General features: G+C 43.2%; 19 protein-coding genes. 8 read left to right on the top strand and 11 right to left on the bottom strand.

Annotated features, from left to right (window positions below):
• Window positions 1-155: 155 nt before the first annotated feature.
• The 8 genes from BM043_RS00495 to BM043_RS00460 all read left to right on the top strand — a co-directional run bounded on the left by BM043_RS00495 (window position 156) and on the right by BM043_RS00460 (window position 8,446).
• A complete protein-coding gene (locus tag BM043_RS00495; protein WP_092788287.1) occupies window positions 156-899 on the top strand; it encodes a hypothetical protein in 744 nt (247 codons plus the stop codon).
• Window positions 900-941: 42 nt separating this feature from the next.
• Complete coding sequence (locus BM043_RS00490; RefSeq protein ID WP_092788286.1) at window positions 942-1,967, top strand: sensor histidine kinase; 1,026 nt, start codon at window positions 942-944, stop codon at window positions 1,965-1,967.
• Window positions 1,964-2,737 (top strand): LytR/AlgR family response regulator transcription factor, encoded by a 774-nt coding sequence (locus BM043_RS00485; protein ID WP_092788285.1) that lies wholly within the window; start codon window positions 1,964-1,966, stop codon window positions 2,735-2,737. Before BM043_RS00490 ends, BM043_RS00485 begins: the two co-directional genes overlap by 4 nt.
• 154 nt (window positions 2,738-2,891) lie before the next feature.
• On the top strand, window positions 2,892-3,749 hold the full coding sequence (locus tag BM043_RS00480; RefSeq protein ID WP_092788284.1) for an SRPBCC family protein: 858 nt from the start codon (window positions 2,892-2,894) through the stop codon (window positions 3,747-3,749).
• A gap of 82 nt (window positions 3,750-3,831) precedes the next feature.
• Window positions 3,832-5,046, top strand: a complete 1,215-nt coding sequence (locus BM043_RS00475; RefSeq protein ID WP_092788283.1) for a 6-bladed beta-propeller — start codon at window positions 3,832-3,834, stop codon at window positions 5,044-5,046.
• 593 nt (window positions 5,047-5,639) lie between these two features.
• On the top strand, window positions 5,640-6,455 hold the full coding sequence (locus tag BM043_RS00470) for a helix-turn-helix domain-containing protein (protein ID WP_218144117.1): 816 nt from the start codon (window positions 5,640-5,642) through the stop codon (window positions 6,453-6,455).
• Between the two features lie 87 nt (window positions 6,456-6,542).
• Window positions 6,543-7,517 carry a c-type cytochrome gene (locus BM043_RS00465; RefSeq protein ID WP_218144116.1) on the top strand — a complete coding sequence of 325 codons (975 nt, stop codon included), beginning with the start codon at window positions 6,543-6,545 and terminating at the stop codon, window positions 7,515-7,517.
• 11 nt (window positions 7,518-7,528) lie between these two features.
• Complete coding sequence (locus BM043_RS00460) at window positions 7,529-8,446, top strand: hypothetical protein (protein WP_092788280.1); 918 nt, start codon at window positions 7,529-7,531, stop codon at window positions 8,444-8,446.
• Between the two features lie 691 nt (window positions 8,447-9,137).
• On the opposite strand, the gene BM043_RS00455 is transcribed toward BM043_RS00460, so the two are convergent.
• From BM043_RS00455 to BM043_RS00410, 11 genes are all read right to left on the bottom strand, one after another.
• Entirely contained in the window at window positions 9,138-9,470 is a 333-nt protein-coding gene (locus tag BM043_RS00455) for a hypothetical protein (protein ID WP_092788279.1), read from the bottom strand.
• A gap of 797 nt (window positions 9,471-10,267) precedes the next feature.
• Window positions 10,268-10,576, bottom strand: coding sequence for a DUF6266 family protein (locus BM043_RS19310; RefSeq protein ID WP_245752911.1), 309 nt, complete (start codon window positions 10,574-10,576; stop codon window positions 10,268-10,270).
• Between the two features lie 20 nt (window positions 10,577-10,596).
• Window positions 10,597-10,923: a DUF6266 family protein gene (locus BM043_RS19305; protein WP_143071009.1), complete on the bottom strand. Its 327-nt coding sequence runs from the start codon at window positions 10,921-10,923 to the stop codon at window positions 10,597-10,599.
• 613 nt (window positions 10,924-11,536) lie between these two features.
• Window positions 11,537-11,854: a type II toxin-antitoxin system RelE/ParE family toxin gene (locus BM043_RS00445; protein ID WP_092788277.1), complete on the bottom strand. Its 318-nt coding sequence runs from the start codon at window positions 11,852-11,854 to the stop codon at window positions 11,537-11,539.
• Complete coding sequence (locus tag BM043_RS00440) at window positions 11,854-12,087, bottom strand: hypothetical protein (RefSeq protein ID WP_092788276.1); 234 nt, start codon at window positions 12,085-12,087, stop codon at window positions 11,854-11,856. Before BM043_RS00440 ends, BM043_RS00445 begins: the two co-directional genes overlap by 1 nt.
• A 483-nt stretch (window positions 12,088-12,570) precedes the next feature.
• Window positions 12,571-14,130 (bottom strand): sulfatase family protein, encoded by a 1,560-nt coding sequence (locus BM043_RS00435; protein ID WP_092788275.1) that lies wholly within the window; start codon window positions 14,128-14,130, stop codon window positions 12,571-12,573.
• 14 nt (window positions 14,131-14,144) lie between these two features.
• Window positions 14,145-15,536, bottom strand: coding sequence for a sulfatase (locus BM043_RS00430; protein ID WP_092788274.1), 1,392 nt, complete (start codon window positions 15,534-15,536; stop codon window positions 14,145-14,147).
• Window positions 15,529-16,695, bottom strand: a complete 1,167-nt coding sequence (locus BM043_RS00425) for a glycoside hydrolase family 43 protein (RefSeq protein ID WP_092788273.1) — start codon at window positions 16,693-16,695, stop codon at window positions 15,529-15,531. The genes BM043_RS00430 and BM043_RS00425 overlap by 8 nt, the downstream gene beginning before the upstream one ends.
• Window positions 16,692-18,338, bottom strand: coding sequence for a right-handed parallel beta-helix repeat-containing protein (locus BM043_RS00420; protein WP_092788272.1), 1,647 nt, complete (start codon window positions 18,336-18,338; stop codon window positions 16,692-16,694). Before BM043_RS00420 ends, BM043_RS00425 begins: the two co-directional genes overlap by 4 nt.
• Before the next feature lie 21 nt (window positions 18,339-18,359).
• Window positions 18,360-19,748, bottom strand: a complete 1,389-nt coding sequence (locus BM043_RS00415) for a sulfatase-like hydrolase/transferase (RefSeq protein WP_092788271.1) — start codon at window positions 19,746-19,748, stop codon at window positions 18,360-18,362.
• A 70-nt stretch (window positions 19,749-19,818) separates the two neighbouring features.
• The gene (locus tag BM043_RS00410) at window positions 19,819-21,360 is read right to left on the bottom strand and encodes a RagB/SusD family nutrient uptake outer membrane protein (protein WP_092788270.1); all 1,542 of its coding nucleotides are present in this window, start codon (window positions 21,358-21,360) and stop codon (window positions 19,819-19,821) included.
• Between the last annotated feature and the right edge of the window lie 4 nt (window positions 21,361-21,364).

Below are 21,364 nucleotides of genomic sequence, written 5' to 3'. Positions count from 1 at the left end.
ACGCTTACTTTCCCTTTATTTTCACGTAAAAAAAATGAAGCGCTAAAGTCCGCTTTTTCTTTGCTCATTTGAAATTTTCCAGTGCTTGTTTTTTCTGGGTTTCTCCCCCCTAGGCTCTCGCCTACTTTTGACCATCAATTTAAACCAACAAACACATGAACAAAGAACTCATCTTTCTTAGAACATTTGCTGCCACAGCAGCGATCAGCTCTTCATTTCTCTTTTTTTCCTCCTTTAAAGGAAACGGAAATCAGCAATTTGAAACCATCGATGTGCAGCGGATCAATATCGTCGAGGCGGATGGTACTGTCAAACTCATCCTAACCAATTCGGGGCTTTTCCCAAACGGAACCGAAAAAATCAACGGAAGACCTACTAATATCAACCGGAAAAAGCGTGCAGGAATGCTATTTTACAACGAAGACGGGATTGAATGCGGAGGATTGATTTACGATGGGGAAAAGAAAGAAAACGGACATAGTGCTGGCCTGTCTCTTACATTTGACCAGTACGATGGAGACCAAGTCATGCAGCTGCTGACCACCGATTCTCAGCAGGGAGATGAGCGATACGTAAGTTCTTCCTTGGTATTTAATGATCGTCCAGCCAATGAATCTCAGGAAAAAACTGCTGAAATCATGCAGGAACTAGCAGGACTTCGAAAAAGTGATCCTGAGGCTTTCAAAAAGAAGTATGCCGAATATCAATCTCAGGAATTGATCGGAGGCGCGCCAAGAATTATGCTCGGCAAATCAAGAAGTCAAAACAACGGTTTATTTTTGTTTGACGATCGGGGAATGCCCCGAGCAATGTTCTATCTGGACAAAAACAACAATCCAAAACTGGAAGCTTTTGACCAAAATGGGAATGTCACCAGTTCATGGCCAGAAAATAATTAGAGCTAATTTAGGGGGAAGCAATCCCCCTTTTTTACACCCAGCATGAAGCAGTTATTCTCCCGCCTCCAATTGAGCCCCGGCTTTTTAGGCTTGGTTTTTCTATTTGCGTATTTGGACTCCATTCGTAACCGTGTGGCTCCCGGACAGTTAATTGACTGGTATGTACTTACGCCAGAATCGGCCTTGGTCACCATTCCTCAGGTGCTGTTGATTATTCTATGTTTACGACTTGCTTTTCAAAAATTCCATCCCCAGTCCTGGATTCCCCTTCAATGGAAAAAAGCAATCCTGAGTTTTTTGGTTGGATTGATCGCATACCTGTTCATAGGAAATATCATTTCTATGCTTATTTCCTTGGGATTTGATACTTGGGAGCGAAACTTCACCCCGGAAATCATCCTCAGCACCCATATTTCCCGCATTCTTGACTTTATGATTTATGGGGGATTTTACCTAGCCTTTTTGTTATTCCAAAAATCAAAAGCGCATCAGGAAGCCATCTCAGCGTATGATTTGGCTTTGGCCGAATCCAAAATACAATCCCTCAAGCAGCAGCTTAACCCTCACTTTTTATTCAACAATCTCAATGTTTTGGATCAGTTGATCGAAGAAAATCCCAAATCCGCGGCTACTTTTTTGCAGAATTTTGCTGAACTCTACCGCTATGCCCTCGCCAAATCTGAAAAGAAATTGGTTTCATGGAAAGACGAACTGGACTTTGCCAAAAGCTATTTTAAGCTTATTCAAGAAAAATACGGAGAGGCCTATCACTTAGAAACGGAAGTGGAAAATCCTTCCGGGCAACTCCCTCCCTTAACGTTACAATTGCTGATCGAAAATGCCGTTTTTCACAACTTTGGCACCATCAAAAATCCGGTAAACATACAGATTCGACTGAGCGATAGCCTGACAGTCAGCAATAACCGAATTCCTTTCCAAAAGCCAAGACATGCAGGCGGTACAGGCCTGAGCAATCTCAGTAAACAAGTGGAGCTTTTGAGTGCCTGTTCCCTGAAAATCACTGAATCTGAAAATCATTTCTCGGTCACCCTTCCCCTGATCCCATGATACATATTTTGATCCTAGAGGATGAAATTCCCGCTCAAAAAAAACTTGTGCGCTACCTGAAAGAAATGAAACAGTCTACTCATCTCGTCGACTATTTGGAGTCTGTGGCAGATGGGATTGAATTTCTCAGCAAGCATCCAAAACTTGACTTAATCATTTCAGACATCGAACTGCGAGACGGAAATGCTTTTCAGATTTTTGACGAAATTAAGCTCCCCTGCCCTATTATTTTCACCACGGCCTATCATGAATTTTGGATGCAGGCATTCGAAGGTAATGGGATCGCCTATTTGCTGAAACCATTCAGTCTAGACAAATTTCAACAGGCCTGGGATAAATTTCTTTTTCTCTCTCAAAAGCCTGCCAATCAATCCGCTTGGCTGGAGCAAATTCAACAACTCATGGACAGCAAGGGAAAAACAAAACCTAATTTTAAAACACGAATCACCGTGCCCAATGCTAGGGGAACTTACTTTTTGGAAATAAGTCAGGTGATTTTCTTTCTTGCAGAAAATGGGGTGGTTTTCGCCGTGGACCGAGCTGAAAAAAAACACCTGCTTAAAGAAACCACACTCAAACAAATCGAGGCTTTTTTGGACCCCAAACAATTTTTCAGGATTAATCGAAGTGAGGTAATCAACAAAGACTTTGTACAGGCTACGGAGCGCTATTCCAAAAATTCGGTAGCGATCAAACTATCGGGATTATCACGATTGCTAATCTGCAGTCAAAATCAGACTCCGGATTTTCTCAAATGGATGGAAGAATAAAACCGCACGTTTTCTTTTCCTTTTTATCGTCGAAAAAAGCGGTGGATCTTTGGGACTCCCTTCTGAAGAAAGGGATCAAACACAAAATTCATTCACCACAATCTCCTATTCATCGGATTTATGTAAATTTTCAAACCCCAAACTATATAGCGCTATGAAAATTACAATCCAAACCCAAATCACAGCACCGATCAATCTCATCTGGACCGCTTTTACTAGTCCAAGGCATATTCCAAATTGGAATTTTGCATCCGAGGATTGGCATTGTCCCTGGGCAAAAGGGGAGTTGAAAATCGGCGGCAAATTCACCCATCGAATGGAAGCTAAGGATGGCAGCATGGGCTTTGATTTTAACGGAACTTATCGGGGCATTATCCCTAATAAAAAACTCAGCTACCTCATCGAGGATGGTAGATCGGTGGAAATCACCTTTACCCAATTGGGGAAAGAGAGCATTATCACTGAAACTTTCGAGGCTGAAAACACCCACTCTGAGGAACTTCAGCGAAACGGTTGGCAAGCAATTCTGGACAATTTTAAAAGCTATGTTGAAAAAATAGCTCCAGATGCCCTTCATTTCGAAATTGAAATCCAAGCTCCCGTATCGCAGGTGAAAAAACACATGCTCGATGAGGAAAGCTATCGCTTGTGGACGACACCCTTTTCTCCGGGTTCTTATTATGAGGGCAATTGGAAAAAAGGAAGCCAAATTTATTTTTTGACCCAAGATGAGAATGGTGAGAAATCCGGAATGATCAGCAAAATACTCCAACACATCCCCGATCACTATATTTCCATTGAGCATCTGGGCATGATTGACAAGGGAAAGGAAATCACCTCAGGGCCTGAAATCGAAACTTTCCAAGGGATTACAGAAAACTATTCCTTTTCTGCTAAAAATGACAAAACCGTCCTTCAGGTCGATATCGAGTCTGTGGGCGAATACAAGGATCACTTTAATGACACGTGGCCAAAAGCCTTGGAAAAGCTGAAAGAAATCTGTGAGAAATAAGAAAAATCCCGGTATTTTTTGAATTAATTCTTTTTGGAAACATATTTAACGCTGAAAATTTTTAACTAATCGGAGAAAAAATATGACTTTAAAAAATTCAGGACTGTACGTTTCGTTTATTTTAACTTTAGCCTGCAACAGCCCAACTGAGGAAGACAACTCCATTGATTTCCCAACTTTCGAACTTCACGAGGGCATGGTCGATAAACCAGAAAATGTACTGACTTCGGTAGAGTTTATTCCGTTGAAATTCCCAGAGGGGACTCCCGTTCAGTATTTTGGATTTGATCCTTATTTGGCTTTTGCTGAGAATAAAATTTTCCTCAATACCGATCCCTATATGAATCCTACACTTCACCTGTTTGATTATAGCGGAAATCATCTACAAACCATCGATCGCAAAGGCGGAGGACCTAATGAGTATGGAAATATTGATCAATTTCGTATCACAGCGGATGATCAATTGGCGGTGGTTTCAGATTTTACTTTGCTGGAATTTGATGATAAAATGGATATTACCCGAAGAATCAATCCCAATAAGGACGGAACCTTTTATTCGATTTCGGATTTGGAAGCTTTGGATGCTCAAACTTGGTTTTTAGCATTGCGGGGGACAGAACCAGACGAAGATGGATTTACTCAAAACTTTGCGATTTTTGACAAAGATTCAATCACCTATGAAGTCCTTCCTCTCAAAAGCTACCCTGCTTCAGGTTCTGGTGGAGATGGAGCGATTGCTCCATACCAAGATGGTTATTTACTTAACTTCGGCTTCTCGGATACCCTTTATCAGTATGTCGATGGGAAGGTAAAAGCCTTGCTGGCATTATCCTATGGAGACCGGAGATTACCCGACGAGATGCGGATGAAAACTGAGGATCAATTGGATGAAGAATTAGCAGGAATGATTTCCACACAGGATTATGATCTCAATTTGGGAGATATTAATGTGGCTGGTGCAAGTATAAGTTTTCATGCTTTTGGAATAAAACCCGCTCCCATTCCCATGTCAGAATTAGAGGAAATGGAAAGCTTACCCGATAATTTACCGATTTTTGAGGTATTTATCCATCCGGAAATGCAAGCAATCAAGGCCACTAAAATCGTAAAACAAATGTCTGGGAGATCTTTTTCGGACGGGGAATATTTTTATCGATTACTCTACACTGAAGACTGGAATGGAATTTTGGAAGATCAGTCTCTAGGGGATGAACTCGGCAAAAAACTTGAGGCAGCTTCACAGCAATTAAATGACGAGGAAGACCCAATATTGATCCGGTATCAGGTCAAGTGGTGATCCTTCAATCAAATCCAAAAAGAGGCTGTCTCACAAATCACTCTAATGTCAACCTAACCCTTCGTACTGCCCAACTCTAGTTGGTCAGGTGCTACCAATGACAGAGATGCTTAATATCACAAAATTGGGGTCAGTCCGAGCACCCGAAAGAAGGGAGTCTGAAGGTACGAGGACGCTTCGATTTCGAGACTATCGTCTCTCAAGTGCTCAGCGTGACCAAAAATTTGATTCAAACCATAATTTTCGTCATCTCCTTTTTGTATGTTCGAAGAATATTTAAGACTTAGGGTGACTGGAGTCGAAGGCCATTTCTATCGTTCTGGCCCACATTTCGATTTCGAGACTCAAGTCTCTCAAGTGCTCAATGTGACAAACTTCACTTTTGAAACAGCCTCTTTTTATTTCACCTATCATAAGTAGACTATTGTAGATTTTATTCCTAAGTCCAGTTTATAGGTTAAAGCGTTATCCGTTTTTCCCTCCGCATAAAATGGAATTGAGCTAGGAAAAAATACAATTTTTACTCTTTGATTTTTGATTCAACTCAAATTTTGGGATTTTTAGATGGAAAGGAAAAATTTCCCGAAATCAAAATGATCGAAAAGCAAATCATAGACCATGTCAAAGTAAACCGAATTCAGCCTGGAAATACTGAAAAAATACCGGGGCAATTTTATGCCACCCTTATGGTGGCTGATCAGGAATGTGATTTTTTTGTGGACGGTGTGCAGGTAGAGACAGTTCAAAATGCCGTACTTTTTATCCATAAAAATTTCCACTGGCAGCTCAAAAGACGTGGAAAACACCCTTGCAGCGGATTTGTCCTTTACCTTTCCGAGCAAATCCTCAATGAACCTATGCTCAGCAAATTGCAAATCAATGATGTGCGGATTTTGCACTCGGATCAGATTCATCATGCGCAGCTTTCCCCAATCATCGAAGGCAGAATTTTGTCGATTATTGAAATGATCGATGAACTCCTCACTACCGGATTGGACCATCGCGAAGCAGCTATCCTTTCGCTGATCAACACGTTTTTTGTCTACTGCGATGGCAAATGCAATATCAAACGGGAACTTGGGCAGCGCAACAGCAAGGCCAGCCTAGTCTACCGCTTCAAAAAACTGATCAATACCCATATCATGGAACTACACGACGTGAAAGAATATTGTGAGCGCCTTCATGTCAGCCCGAGTTATCTCAATGAATCTGTTCAGGAAGTATTGGGGATCAATGCCAAAAACCTGATTCTGGAGCAATTGATTATCCGAATTCGAAAAAATCTCAAATTCAGTGAAAAAAGCGTGAAAGAAATCAGTTTTGATTTGGGCTTTTCTTCTCCTGAGTATTTCAGCAGCTTTTGCAAAACCCACCTAGGACAGTCGCCTTCCAGCTACCGCCGGAGCTAAAACCTTATTTTTCTAAGCTTTTACCGCCATTTTCTCATGGCTTCCACTTTTAATCCAAACTAGCTTAGCAATTTAAACGCTATGCTTATGAAGATTGCTAAAATCGGATTGATCGGACTGGGATTACTTTTACTACTTGTCCTTTCTGGATTGACTTATTTATCCATTGCTTTTCCCAAGGTATCGGAAGCTCCGGATATTCAAATTGATGGAAATGCCAAGCAAGTCGCTAGGGGAAAATACCTCGCCTATCATGTCATGATGTGCGCAGATTGCCATTCCAAACGGGATTTTAGCAAATTTTCAGCACCTCCAAGCCCAGGAACTGAATTTACCGGAGGAGAGGTTTTTGACCATTCGATGGGTTTGCCCGGAGTTTTTATTTCTCCCAATATCACACCTTATGGAATCGGAGGCTGGACCGATGGAGAGCTTTACCGGCTGATCACCGCGGGAGTCAGGCGCGATGGAGAACCGATTTTTCCGATTATGCCTTATCACAGTTTTGGGAAGTCAGATCCTGAAGATATCAAGGCGGTGATTGCCTATCTCCGCACCCTGGATCCGGTAGAAAAAACGCATCCCGAGCGATCGGTTGACTTCCCCGTCAATTTCATTATGCGAACCATGCCCAAGGATCCTGAACCGATGAAAAAGCCTGAACCTACGGATCTTTTGGCTTATGGCAAATATATGTTTACCGCAGCAGCTTGCGGGGATTGCCATACCAAAATGGAAGGAGGGAGTTTTGTCGGTCCGGTTGGCGGTGGCGGTCGGGAGTTTGGATTTCCAGATGGCAGCATCCTCCGAACTCCAAATTTGACGCCCCATGAGACGGGCATCAAATACCTCAGCGAATCGGATTTTATCCAGCGCTTTAAACAATACGATGTCCCAGACAGCCAATTAGCTACAGTCCAACCCGGAGAATTTCAAACCATCATGCCCTGGAAAATGTACGCCGGGATGCAAGAAGAAGATCTTCGTGCGATATATCACTATTTGATGAGTTTAGCGCCTTATGAACATGCCGTAGAGCGATTTACACCAGCAAAACCTTAACCCAAAACATCATGAAAACAGTTACAATCAAATCTTACTTTGTCCTTTTCCTTGCTCTAATTTTATTGATCTCTTGCCGGGAAGAATGGCCAGAAGATTTCTTCCAGAATAGGGAGTTACAAAAGTTAAAGGCGGCCATGGCCCCATACAGAAATCATGAAAATGGGCTGATCGCGGGCTGGGATACAGACCTGTCCGGATGTGTGGAGCATCCGGAATTGGGCGGAATGGGGCATCATTTTGCTCGCTTGGAGTATTTTGATGCTGAAGTAGAACTATTAAAACCCGAAGTGCTTCTCTACGCCATAAATGAAAAAGGAAAGATGGAATTGCTCGGGGTGGAGTATATTGTACCTTTTGATATTTTGCCTGAGACGGAAAAAGCTCCCGTGCTTTTTGACCGGGCTTTCAAAGCTAATCATGAACAGCAAATCTGGGCTTTGCATGTCTGGACTCATCGAGATAATCCCGCTGGAATTTTTGCGGATTTCAACCCAACGGTGACTTGCGATTATTGGATTGAGGCACAAGTGGATATGGTCCGTGAGCATGTATCCACTTTTGGAAACTTCGAAAGTGCCACAGCTGCGGGTTGGGATACGGATTTATCGGGTTGTGTAGCACATCCGGATTTGGGCGGAATGGGACATCATTTTGCCCGATTGGAATTTATGGATGGGCGGGTAGATCCATTGGAGCCTCAGGTGATGCTTTTTGCTCCTGATGAAAATGGAGAGATGGATCTGCTTGGGGTGGAATACATTGTGCCGTTTGACATTTTACCCGAAACGGCGGAGCCTCCCGTACTTTTCAATCAACCCTTTCATCAAAACCACGAACAACAAATCTGGGCCCTGCATGTCTGGACCCATCGGGAAAATCCTGCAGGAATATTTGCAGACTTTAATCCCACGGTGAGTTGTGAGTAATAGATAAAATTCATTCGCGAATTCGTGGCTAAAGAAAGGCTAAAGCCACGAATTCACGAATTTTTCTCCCAACCGCCCCGGTTTGTGCCTGCCTGACGGACAGTCAGGTCCTCACAAACCGAAATTAGAGTAAAGTTTTGTTCCGCCCCTATTCGTGTCCTCACGAACAGAAATAAGTAGAAAGGTGGCGAAAATGGTCTGTGAGACACAGACCTCGGCAGTGAAGTAAAAGATTTTGGGTTAATGCTAGCAACACTGTAACTTCTTGTGGAGTAGCCTAAAGCACCATTCCCATTCAAAAAATCCAATTCGTGCATTCGTGGCTAAAAAAGAAGCCCCGAATTATTTTCTTGTCTTCATGCACAGAAACTAAAATATGCTCCGTCCCGATGGGACTCCCAACCTAAATCTCAGCTATTTTTCCAGCCGTTAAAACGGCTGGCAAGAAAACCGGTCGTCACTCCGTGACTTGCCGCTTAACCCCAACCCAATGCCGTAGACCTGCCTGTATTTGGTAGACAGGCATGACCGATTCAGAGATCATATTTTTTAAGACATATTTTCGATAAAATGAATGATACTGAAATGTCTGTCCCGATAATCGCATCAATTTTGGGAGATTGAAACTATAGGGAAAGGAAATGTTTAATGAATCAAACTAAAAAACGAAGCGAATATTTTTGAAAAACTTTTAATTACCGATTTGTTTGATCCGCTCCACTTTATCTTGAACCATAGAATCGATTTTACTGCCAGTTGAGTTGAACAAAGAATCCACAGAGCTCACTTTTTGTATTTCTCGGTTGAGCATGGAATCCAGTTTTTGTACTTTATCCAATTCTTTATTCACTAAAGAATCCAAGGAATTGATTTTCTCCAATTCTTTATTCATGAGGGAGTCTAAAGAACCTGCCTTTTCATTGATCAGATTCACCTTTTCCTGGAGCTTTTCTTCAAGATTTTCACAGGAAGTAAAGCATAGAAGCAGGACGAAGACGGCAATAGGTAAATGGGGGTTTTTCATAGCTAATGAATTGAAGTAAAAGTGCTTTTCGTATGGAATGATTATACGCTGAAAACAGATTCTTGATGATAAAATAGAAGCCTGTCGCGTGAAATAATCTCCAATTTATCTAATGATCATTAGCATGTTTTCTTATGATATTCAATTGAGGAGTCATTTGAATTGCCGCCGGCTTCCGTTCTGCAAATTGGCATAAAAGCGCATTCCAATTCAAAAATTCCAATTCGTGGATTCGTGGCTAAAGAAAAAAGGAAAGCAACTGATTCATAAATGATTTCCTGTTTACTCTATTACTCTCATTTCTTATCTCTTAATTCTTGCCTCTTTAATAGCCACGAATGCACGAATTTTTTTATTGTATTTATCCCCGCCAAATAAAAATGCTCCGTCCCTACGGGACTCCCAAGCTAGATCTCAGCTATTTTTCCAGCCGTTAAAACGGCTGGCAAGAAAATCGCTCGTCACTCCGTGACTTTTCGCACCGTTTTGTGTCCACACGAATCGGAATAATCTGATAGATGTCAGTGTCAATTCCTTCCGTCTCCGGTCTTCCCTCTCATTTCTTATCTCTCGGCTCTTATTTCTTAGCTTTCGCCTCTGTTCGTGTCTTCACGAACCGGAATAATCTGATAGATGTCAGTGTCAATTCCTTCCGTCTCCGGTCTTCCCTCTCATTTCTTATCTCTCGGCTCTTATTTCTTAGCTTTCGCCTCTGTTCGTGTCTGCACGAAAAGGAATAATTTGATAGATGTCAGTGTCATTTCCTTCCGTCTCCTTTCTCCGGTCTTGATTCTACTCTACAATTCAATCATCCCCAAATATTCCGAATTGCTAAGGATGTATGATTTCCTCCAGATATTAAATTGGCTAAAGGCAAAATAGACATGCCAGGGAAAGTCCTTATCAACATTGCTGAGATCAACCTCTGCCAGACCCTCCGATCTCCTGAACTTCTGCTCTACCCAGATGTATTTTCCCTGCTCGGGCTGGTAAAGGACGATAAAGGTCTCGTCGCTTGGCATAGACTTTCCTTCCGCCGAACTGGCATCCCAACTGATTCGAAAACCGGAATCTGTTTTCTCGAGGGTTGGATTTTGGAGTTCCAGCAGATTCCCCCTGCTGATCTTCAGGAAGGCCGGGTCGATTTTGGGTTCCCGCTCGGGATGATAGCCCTTATGATTAAGTTCGGCATAGGCCAGATGGATTCCTTTTTTCTCTGGGTGAGGTATTCCTGATAGCCAAAATCCAGCACCCGCTTCAGGGGTTTGAGAAAGCGGTTGATGGTTTTGAGCTTTTCGCGCTGGAGGAGTTGGAGTGGGGAGGGATGGGTTTTGTTTCTGTGCGTACCACTGGGGCGGGTGCGAACGACGGTCTTTCCGTTCATCGAATAGAAGACCAGATTGCCGATTTTCCCCTGGGGGAAGAAGAGGTTTTTTGGCGGTAGATTTCCCATAAGTAATCTGATTTGGTGAAAACTAAGCTTAATTTAGGAAAAGCAGGAATTTAAGTCATTGTAAATGAGTGTTTTTATAAAATAATAAAGAAAAAATATAGGGTATATATAGCTACAGTACCTAAAAATAGACTATACAAGAATCAGATTTACCCTATAGATACCCTCAATAAACCTGGCAACTCATATAGATCAGCATCGGAATATTTTCTCTGCTGGGTTAGTTTATTAACCGTCAATTCATGGGATACCCCGGGCTTTTGCCCAATGAACTCCAAATTGGGCTAAAGCCCAGCCAATTATCACCGTCCCTCTTTTGAATGAGCTAAAGCGCCATTCCGATTCAATGGCTAGGCGATTTGAATTGCCTCCAGCCCCGATCCATCAGGGCTAAAGATGGAAATGAAATAAACCCTTGGCTTTAGTCCAATAAATTCTAATTTTGGCTAAAGCCGGCCCATTATCGCCATTCCCTATTTTGAAGGAGCTAACCCACCATTTCGATTCAAAAAACACAATTCCTGCACTCTTGGCTAAAGAAAATGGTGACCACTAAATCGAAGATTTTTTCTTGCCTGGCTCTCCAACCCAGGTTTGTATCTAAAAAAATAAATTAATTGGTTCGTTTGATTTTGGAGGGATTTTGTCGAGTATCAAATACGTCAGCGATCTTAATTAACCCATTTACCTGATCCACAGAATAAATGAGTTTATAATTCTTAACTACTAGATACCGATATTTAATACCTCTATGCTTTAGAAGATCTTCTTCTTGCCCAATCCAAGGAGATTTTTCTAATTTTTTAACTCCACTTACAATTTCCTTTAACAATTTTTTGGCAATTCGAGAACCAGCCTCTTTCTGATAATAATCAAAAATATCGTCAAGTTGAGTTTCCGCAAATTCAGACCAAATGATTTTGAAAGGCATCACTCATATTTGGCCAAGAGCTCTGAACTGCTTTTATATCTATTATTTTTAAAATCAGACTCCGATTTGTCAATCCGCTGATCCAATTCCTCTTGAGTCATAGGTTCAAATGCTTTTTGCTCTGTCACTTTTCCCCCACTTTTCAAAATTCTTTCAAGCTGTGACACCACTTCTTCACTCTGAAGTTTTAAAAACTCTTTAACAAATTCTATTTTTCGAGCATCTAGGTTCATGTTTTTTGGCTTTTAGTCAAAGATACAAATTTATCAATTTGATGCCCAGCTTTCATAGCTTGAGGATTTTATGGCGATTGCAGAAAGTGGCTAAAAAGGGAAGCCACGAATTCACGAATTATTTGTTGGTTTTCACCTACTTTGGTTTGGGTCCTCACAAACCGGAACTCATCGATTAAAGAAAAATCTAACCCAATCAAATCGCTTCTTCGAAGCTCTGTTTCCACCCCCCTCCATCTGAGGCTATCATCAAAACGAGGCTGTCTCAAAAGAGAAGTTTGTCACATTGAGCGAAGTCGAAATGTGGGCTAAAACGGTAGAAATGGCCTTCGACTCCGCTCAGGCTGACATTAAAGCTATTTATGAGACAGCCTCTTAAAACCTAATACTACATTTCGATTCAAAAAATCAAATTCGCGCATTCGTGGCTAAAAAATCAGGCCACGAATGCACAAATCTTTTTATTCTCGGTGATTAATCAACTTATTTCAACTCTAATTGCTCCACATTTCCGGCTTCGGTTCCCCTAATCTGCTCGTATAACTGGATCATTTCCTGAAGCTTTTCAGGATTACTCTCAGCCAAATTACTTTGTTGCCCAATATCTTCGGACAAATTGTACAATTGATAGCTTTCCGAATTACCCAATTCAATATTCACCTGATTCTGCACAGCCGGACCCGAATAGGGCGGAATCATCACCCAGTTCCCTTGCCTTAGGGCCGTTTTGGTGGTCGCTTCCAAAACGAATTCCGAACGCTCCTCCTGACTTTTTCCCATAAAAGTTGCTAGCAAATTCTGACTATCCGGAGCGGTTGACTCCACTCCAATCAATGCCCCAATCGAAGCCATCAAATCAATTTGGGTCACCAAAGCATCAGAGACGCCCGGCTCGATTTTTCCTTTCCAATAGGTCGCAAAAGGAACCCGAGTTCCCGCTTCAAATAAGCTGTATTTCCCTCCACGAAGAGGTCCTGCAGGCGTATGATCGCCCAGCTTTTCTACCGCATCATCGTAATAGCCATCATTCAAAACTGGTCCATTGTCACTGCTAAAGACAATCAGTGTGTTTTCCAAAACCCCTTCTTCCTCCAGCGTCTTCAAAAATTCACCAATCACCCAATCCGCTTCTAAAATCACATCTCCGCGAGGTCCCATGCCGGATTTCCCTTCAAATCTCGGATGCGGAGTTCTTGGTACATGAGGCTGCTGCAAGGCATAATACAGAAAGAAAGGCTGATCGGAACTGGCTTTCTCTTTCACATAGCTTTGCGCTTTTTCCAAAAAATGATCTGCCATATCTACATCGCTCCACTTTGCGGCCTCTCCCCCTTTCATAAAGCCGATTCGAGGCACGCCATTCACAATGCTGTTGTTATGCCCATGATGCCATTTCATTTCCACTAGTTCTGGATTATCGATAGCCGTAGGCTCCCCCGGAAAATTCTCCTCATAGCTCACCTCGATCGGATCATTCGGGTCCAAATTGACCACATGACCATCTTCGATATAGACGGTCGGAACTCTATCCTGGGTAGCTGCCAGAATATAAGAATAATCAAAACCCACCTGATTGGGTCCGGGGTTGATTTCTTCATTCCAATTCACATTTCCTAAGCCTAGTCCCAAGTGCCATTTGCCCACAATTCCCGTGGCATACCCCTGATCTCGGAGCATTTTGGGCAGCGTATATTGGGCAGTATCGATCAAAAGCGGAGCAGTTCCGGGAAGGATTTTGGCATTTTTATTTCGCCAGGGGTAAGTTCCCGTCAGAATCGCATAGCGACTGGGTGAGCAGGTAGCCGAGGAAGCATAGCCATTGGTGAATTTTACTCCCCCATTGACCAAGCGGTCCATGTTTGGCGTTTCCAAAGTTCCGGCTTCATAAGCGCTCACATCCCCATAGCCCAAATCATCGAGATAAATGAAGACGATATTTGGTTTTTCGGTTTGGGATTCTTCCTGAACTTCCTCCTGCTGACAGCTAAAAAACAGGGCAATCGAACACAAAGAGAGGAATGAGAAAATCTGGGTTATTTTCATAGGTTTTAGGTTTATTAATTATTTTTCTTGGGTTGGGTCAAAATATAGGTTTGATCGTAAAGGTCCCGTTGTCGGACTTTCCACTCGGCACCCTCCAAGAAAAGTGGATGGGGTAAGCCCAAGTCCCAATCACCAAGTTTTTTGAGCAGATCTTGGGTGATTTCAGGGTGCTTATCCGCCAGATTAGTAAGTTCTGAGGGATCGTTGGAAAGATCAAATAGCAAAGGCAATCGATCAGGCAATCGAATCAGCTTCCAGCTATCCTCCAGAATACCCGCTGAGATCGTAAATCGCCATTTTAAACTCGAATGTGGAGCAGATACTTTTTCTCCCAATAAATAAGGCATCAAGTTTTCGCCGTCCAGCTTTTCATTTTCGACAGATATCCCAGCAGCTTCCAAAAAGGTAGGCATCAAATCGAGTGAGGAGATAGCTTGATCAAATCGGGAATTTACCGGAATTTTGGCTGGCCATTTCATCATAAAAGGCACACGCAAGCCCCCTTCAAGTAAGATTCCCTTTTGCCCGTTGAAGGGTGCATTCAGTGAAGCATTGCTATCGACAGGGCCACCGTTGTCACTGAGGAAAACCACAATTGTATTTTCCTCCAATCCTTCCGATTCAAGCGCATTCAGGATTTTACCCACATTTTGATCCAAGCGATGTACCATGGCCAAATAGGTCCTTCGATCGAGATCTTGGATATGTTCAAACAAACGTAAATCTTCCTCAGTCGCTTGCAAAGGAGCATGAGGGGCATTAAAAGAAGCATAGAGGAAGAAGGGTTCATCACGATGTCTTCTGATAAAATCCACACATTCGTCTCCCTTGTCATCAGTCAAATAACTGATCGCTTGAGGCTCTTTATAATTGCTGATCAATGGCGCCAAATAGCCTTTTCCTTCGGGTTTTGAATTGAAATAATGATGTCCTCCACCGAGGTATCCCCAAAACTCGTCAAATCCACGGTTTAAGGGATGAAACTGTTCCTGCGAACCCAGATGCCACTTCCCAACCAATCCAGTCACATACCCGGCTTCTTTCAGTCGATCAGCCATGGTTTTTTGATCCACCGGCAAGCCGGCAAAAGCAGGATCAAATCCCTTTTGATTCTCTGCCAGATTATTGTCATAGCCGAAGGTTACCTGATTTCTTCCTGTCAACAATCCCGCCCGAGAAGGACTGCAAACCGGGGCAGAAACGTAGCCTTGTGTAAACTGAACTCCGGATTTTGCAATCGAATCGATATTTGGTGTTTCAATCTGATTACTTCCCGTCAAACTCAAATCGGCATAGCCCAGATCATCTGCCAAAATCAGCACTATATTAGGCTTTTGCTCTTGAGCAAAAACGCTCAAAACGAAGCCTGAGATCAGAAATAAAAATATGCCGATCGCCTTAATCATCTGTATTTTTATTTTGATCAAAGAAAGATAAATCCCATTGATCTTGCCAGCGAATGATGGGTTTGGAGTCTTCAAATTCTACCGGAAGGAAAATGTACTTCCCATCAATGGGATTTTCTGGATTCCAGCGATCTCCAACGAAAATAAAAGCATCCTCCTTGTTCATAACAGGAATCACAGCGGTACTCTGTGACCAAAAGGTCGTCTTCATTTCTTCTTCTGTTCCGCGAGTTGGATTGCCCAAAGGGGTCCAAGGCCCTAAGGGATGATTGGCTACAGCAGATTTTCCAGGATTGGGTTTCCATCCCGTGAGGCCTGAGGAAAACATATAGTATTTCCCATCTTTTTTGAAAATCGCCGGAGCTTCGTTTTGCTGTCCAGGTAGGACTCTCGTGTATCGCCCAGTATGGCTCAAATAGTCATCGCTTAATTCCGCTACGTGTAGCGTTTGATTGTTTTCGGAAGAGAAAAAGTGATAAGCTTTCCCATCATCATCGACAAATAGCGTCATATCTCTAGCCATTTGGCCTCGCTCAAAATCCCTTCTCACAAATATCCCGTCTACGACTGCTTCCTTCCATTCTGGAGACCAAGGTTCCAGTTCATCCAAATTTACCGGCTTGGATTTTAAGCTATCCGGATAATTTTCCGGCCAGATTCCCGCATTGGGATTGACACTCTCGATGTAGGTATAGGGACCCGTAATCTGATCGCTGACTGCCACTCCTGTCAATGCCGCATTATATCCTTGGCCTTTGAGTTCATGATGAAACCACATCACAAATTTCCCGGTCTTCTCATTGTAAATCACCTTGGGTCGCTCAATCACACAGCCCTTGACCAAAAGAGAATTTGGATCTTCATGAACCTCCAGGGCGACGCCTTCATTTTTCCAATTGTACAGATCTTTGGAGGAATAGACACGTACGCCGACGTGAGCTTTGTTACCTTCCTTGCCTGCAATTTTATGCTCCCCAAACCAATAATAGGTGCCTTCATGGATCAAAAAGCCCCCACCATGCGCGTTGATGTGGACTCCTCGATCATCCTTCCATTCTTTTCCGGGAAAGAAATGCTGATAATCCGTCTGAAAACTAGCAAGGACTAAACCGACCAAAATCAAACAGAGCCCTAGTAGTAATATTCGTTTTTTTCTCATGGCTTTTCGATAAAGTTAATGGCTCCGATTCCCGGATTTTTTCCAATAGGATTTCCCAAAATATCCTGTTTCAATTCCATTCCTTTCATCAAACCAAATTGGTCAGCGGGTAAAAATGGAATGGCGATTCCTTTCAGCATTTCACTTTTTTGAGGAATGTAATCCTCTACTGACATTCCGCCAGGATTGGTAAAATCAACATTCCCAAAGTGAGAATCCTCAGGCTGAATCAGTGCCTGATTGGGCCAGTTTTCAGCATGGAGGAACATATTATTTTTGAAAAACACATCCTTCAGCTCACGGGATGATTCATCATCCGGCTTATATTGATCACCGGCCACGAGTTGGCTTTTCCCTTCGATGTGAAAAATATTATTGGCGATCAAAACTCCCTTTGAGCGATTGTCAATGGCAATTTTGGAGACGATATCCCCAGAGACGAAAATGGTATTGTTGTAAATATAGGAATTGACAGGGCCTTTTCTCGGCTTTTTCTCTCCTTGATAGCCACTTAGCCAAAGGGTTTTTCCCTCCTGAAAAGCCCCATTTTCGCCTTTGACTCGATGGCCATCATTTACGCTGATATTGTAGCGATAGGCACAGTTGTAATTATTTCCCAAAATCTCACAAAAACCTCCGGCATTGTAAGCGCTCAGATTGTATTGCAAAATAATGTTATCACAGTTGAAATCGATATGCGCCCCCGCCGAATCACCGGGTCCATTGGAATAGAGAAATTGGTTTTTTTCGATAAGCACCATGGAGCTACCCCAGGTCCAAAGCCCGCTACCTCTTCCCCATTTTCGGCTGTCGTCAGTGCTTCCCGAGTGACTTACGAGATTGTCTGCCACATAGACAAACTTCACTCCCGACATCTGAATTCCCGGCCCGCCGACTTGCTCGACTTGGTTTCCTGTAATGGTAATATTTCGGATGGATTGCTGATTGTTTCCGGTAAGTTTGATTCCAGTGTGGGCCAAGTTTCGGATGTCGCAATTTTTAATTTCCACTTGTTCAATTTCCTGATCTTGCCCATTGGCCATCAGCCGGATTCCCCAACCGTATTTTTGGGTTCCATTGGCCGTTTTGACCTCAGCTGCCCCACGCTGAAATCCCGCCGATTCATAAAATATCTGCTCAATTTGCAGGTCAATCAATAAAATATTGCTTGTTGAATTCCCTTTGGTTGATCTAACCAAAACTCCAACACGCATGGGAAAAGATGCCTCAGTTCTCCCCTTTCCATTGGCTTTTATTCGAAGGTTTTTCACTTGAACATAAGCCGAATTTTGAATCAAAACCCCAGCTTCTTCTCCAGCGGCATTGATCAGGGCAAACGGTAATGCCGAGTCACCAAAAGACTGAATGAGCAATGGATTTTCTTTTGTCCCCTTGAATTTGTCGATCAAAATACTGCCGGAAAACTCTTCTCCCGAAGCCAATAAAATCCGGTCTCCAGGGTTTAGTTCCAAGCTTTGAATTTTGGATAAATTTTGAAAAGCCTCCTCAGCACTCAATCCTGACTGAGCATCCGAACCCAAACGGGGGTGGAAATAATAATCTTTCGCAAAAAGCGAAGTACTGAGGCAGATAGTCAGAAAGAAAGCTGAAAACAGCAGTCGGTAATAGGAAAATAGGTTCACAGAGATGGGTTTATCAAATTTTTATTTCTTTTTAAATCGGTCTGGGTTTAAGCGGGAATATTCTTTATCCTGCATCAAACCCAGAAATCGGGGAAGTTCCAAGGTTTCATTCCAAGTCTCAATCAATCCTCGGAGTCGCTCGGAAAGCGAAGGGTTTTCTTGATGAAGATTTAGCTTTTTACTCCAATCCGAACTCAGATCAAACTGAAATGCCCGATCAGGCATCGTAATTAATTTTTGATCCAAGTGTCGAATCGCAAAACGCCTAGCGTCGTAATTTCGCCAGTACAAAGCCTCATGAGGTCTACCTGAATTTTTTCCTGTCAAGTAGGGAATCAAATTCACCCCATCCAACTTATTTTTGGGATTTACCGCTGCCAATTCCGCCGCAGTAGCGAAAATATCCAATGAAATCACCGGGTAATCGTAGCTTACTCCTGCTGGGATTTTCCCTTTCCACTGCACGGCAAAGGGCACTCTGATTCCCCCTTCGAAGAAATCTCCTTTGAATCCTCGTAGTGGCGCATTGCTTGACGCATTGTCTTTGGTCGGTCCGCCATTATCAGAGAGGAAAAAGATCAGCGTGTTTTCCGTCAGACCGAGTTCCTCGATTTTGTCCAGTAAATCCCCTACTCCATCATCCACAGCAGAGACCATCGCCGCATAGGTTCGCCGCTTTTCATCGGCGATATTCGGAAATCGATCCAGGTATTTTTGAGTGGCCTGCATGGGCGCGTGGGGAGCATTATAGGCTAAATAGAGGAAAAAAGGCTGATTTTGGTTTCGCTCCACGAAACTCACCGCTTCACGGGAAAGTGCATCCGTCAGGTATTCCGTTTCCTCAACTCGTTTTTCATTTCGTAGTAACTTAGTTCGGTAGGCATCAAATTGAGCCTTGATCTCAGAAAGGTCTTGAAAGGTGTACTCTTCCGGAAAATAACGATGCCCTCCAGAGAGAAATCCATAAAACTCATCAAATCCCCGCTTATTGGGTCGCTGGTTTTCGTGTGCACCGAGATGCCATTTGCCGAGAACGCCAGTTCGATAGCCCGCTTTTTTTAGTAATTCAGCCATCGTCTCCTCGGATTGGGGCAAACCCATTGTAGAGTCCTTGGGTGCCATCAGGGGATTTCGCGAAAACCCAAAGCGATCCTGGTATCGTCCCGTGATCAATCCCGCTCTGCTCGGTCCACATACAGCAAATGACACATAGCCATTGGTGAAAACTGTCCCGTTTTTGGCGATTCGATCGATATTGGGGGTCGGGATTTCCGTACTTCCATTAAAGCCCACGTCGGCATAGCCTTGATCATCGGTCAGAATGATCAGGACATTGGGTGGAGATTGCTGCGCAAAAGCAGGCATAGCCAATGCGAAGAAAAGGAAGACGAATACTTTGAATTTTTTCATTTGAAAACCAAACACCGCCCCCGCCAAAGGCAGGAGCAGTGTATCTATCTATGTAAAAAACCCTAATTAATTAATCCCAGACTGGATTTTGCACCAAGTTTGGATTGGCATCCAACTCCGATAGCGGAATCGCAAAGACTTCAGATCTTCTTCCGCGGTACTCCGGATTGTAAGGTCCCACGGGATCAGCCGCAGCCCGGGCATAAGCCTCTTCGACTTCTCCCCATCGCTTCACATCAAAGAATCGAAGTCCTTCAAAAGCCAATTCCACTCGACGCTCCAATTTCACCAAATCCAATAATTCTTCCTGACTCAAGGTTGTTCCATTTACATCAGTGACGGTAGGCATTCCCGCCCGTTGGCGGATTTGATCCAGCAAATCATAAACCTCTGCAAATTGGCCAGTTTCAACCAAAGCCTCCGCACGCATCAGCAATACATCCGCATATCGAATGACATAAAAATCCTGTCCCCCCGGTGCCCCAGGATTGATTCCATCGTCGGAGACATCGTTTCTGACATATTTTTTCAAACCAAACGTAGTTGCTGTATTTCCCCTAAAAGGACGATTGAGGTAGAGTAGGAAAATATCCCCATTAAAATAAACCGAATGCCCCAAACGCGGATCCCGATTTGCTTTTCTATCAGCTGGATCATACAGGGGAGACTCCGAAATCGGCAATCCATCTGAAGCCAAATACGCATCCACCATGTTGGGCATGGGTTGAACGTTTACTTTGGGAATCCCCAAAAAAGTAGAAGAGAAAGTCTCACCATTGTCAGATTGATCCTGAATAAAGCGAACCGAGAAAATGATTTCTGGAGACTGCTCTGCATTTTCGGTGAAAAGCTGTCCATAATCCGGATGCAAGGAATAGCCAAGCCCCATGATTTCTGAAGTCAGGTTAACCACTTCCTGATAGTTGCCATTGTACAATTCGAAGCGGGCAAGCAAACTCAACGCTGCTCCACGAGTCGCATAGCCAAACTGGGAGGCCGGATAGCTCACCGGCAAAACTGCCGCTGCCTCACGCAATTCTTGCTCGATAAAAGCCCGAATTTCTGAGTAGTTGGCTTTGGGCACGTAGGCTTCTTCCAAAGTCTGAAATTCGGTAATCAACGGTACATCTTCGAAATACACGGCCAAATGAAAATAGAACAGAGCTCGAAGGAATTTAACCTGTCCAATCAACGCATCCTTATTTTCCGCATCGATATTTTCAGCAGGGATATTCTCGATATTTTCCAGTGCATTATTTGCCCGACCGATTCCCCGATATAGTGCCGTCCAAAAAGTATCGAAAAATCCATAGGAAGGATCTGCTCTACCTTCCACGAAATTTCCAGGACCTTCAAATTTGTAATTGTTGAAGGTATTATCCGCAAAACTATCATGCTGAGGCAGTCCGGCAGTTCCATTTAGATTACCACTATACATCACTCTGTCTTGCAGCACCTCGTAGATACCGTTGATGCCCAAAAGCGCATCCTGTTCATTTTGCCAGAAATTTCCTTCTGCCAATTGAGTCAATGAGCCACGCTCCAAATAATCTTCCGAACAAGAGAAAGAAATTAGCGAGATGGTGACGATTAGATATAATAACTTTTTCATGATT

Origin of the sequence: Algoriphagus hitonicola, assembly GCF_900113375.1 — a bacterium.
Classification (GTDB): domain Bacteria; phylum Bacteroidota; class Bacteroidia; order Cytophagales; family Cyclobacteriaceae; genus Algoriphagus; species Algoriphagus hitonicola.
This window is presented reverse-complemented; position numbering and strand designations above follow the sequence as displayed.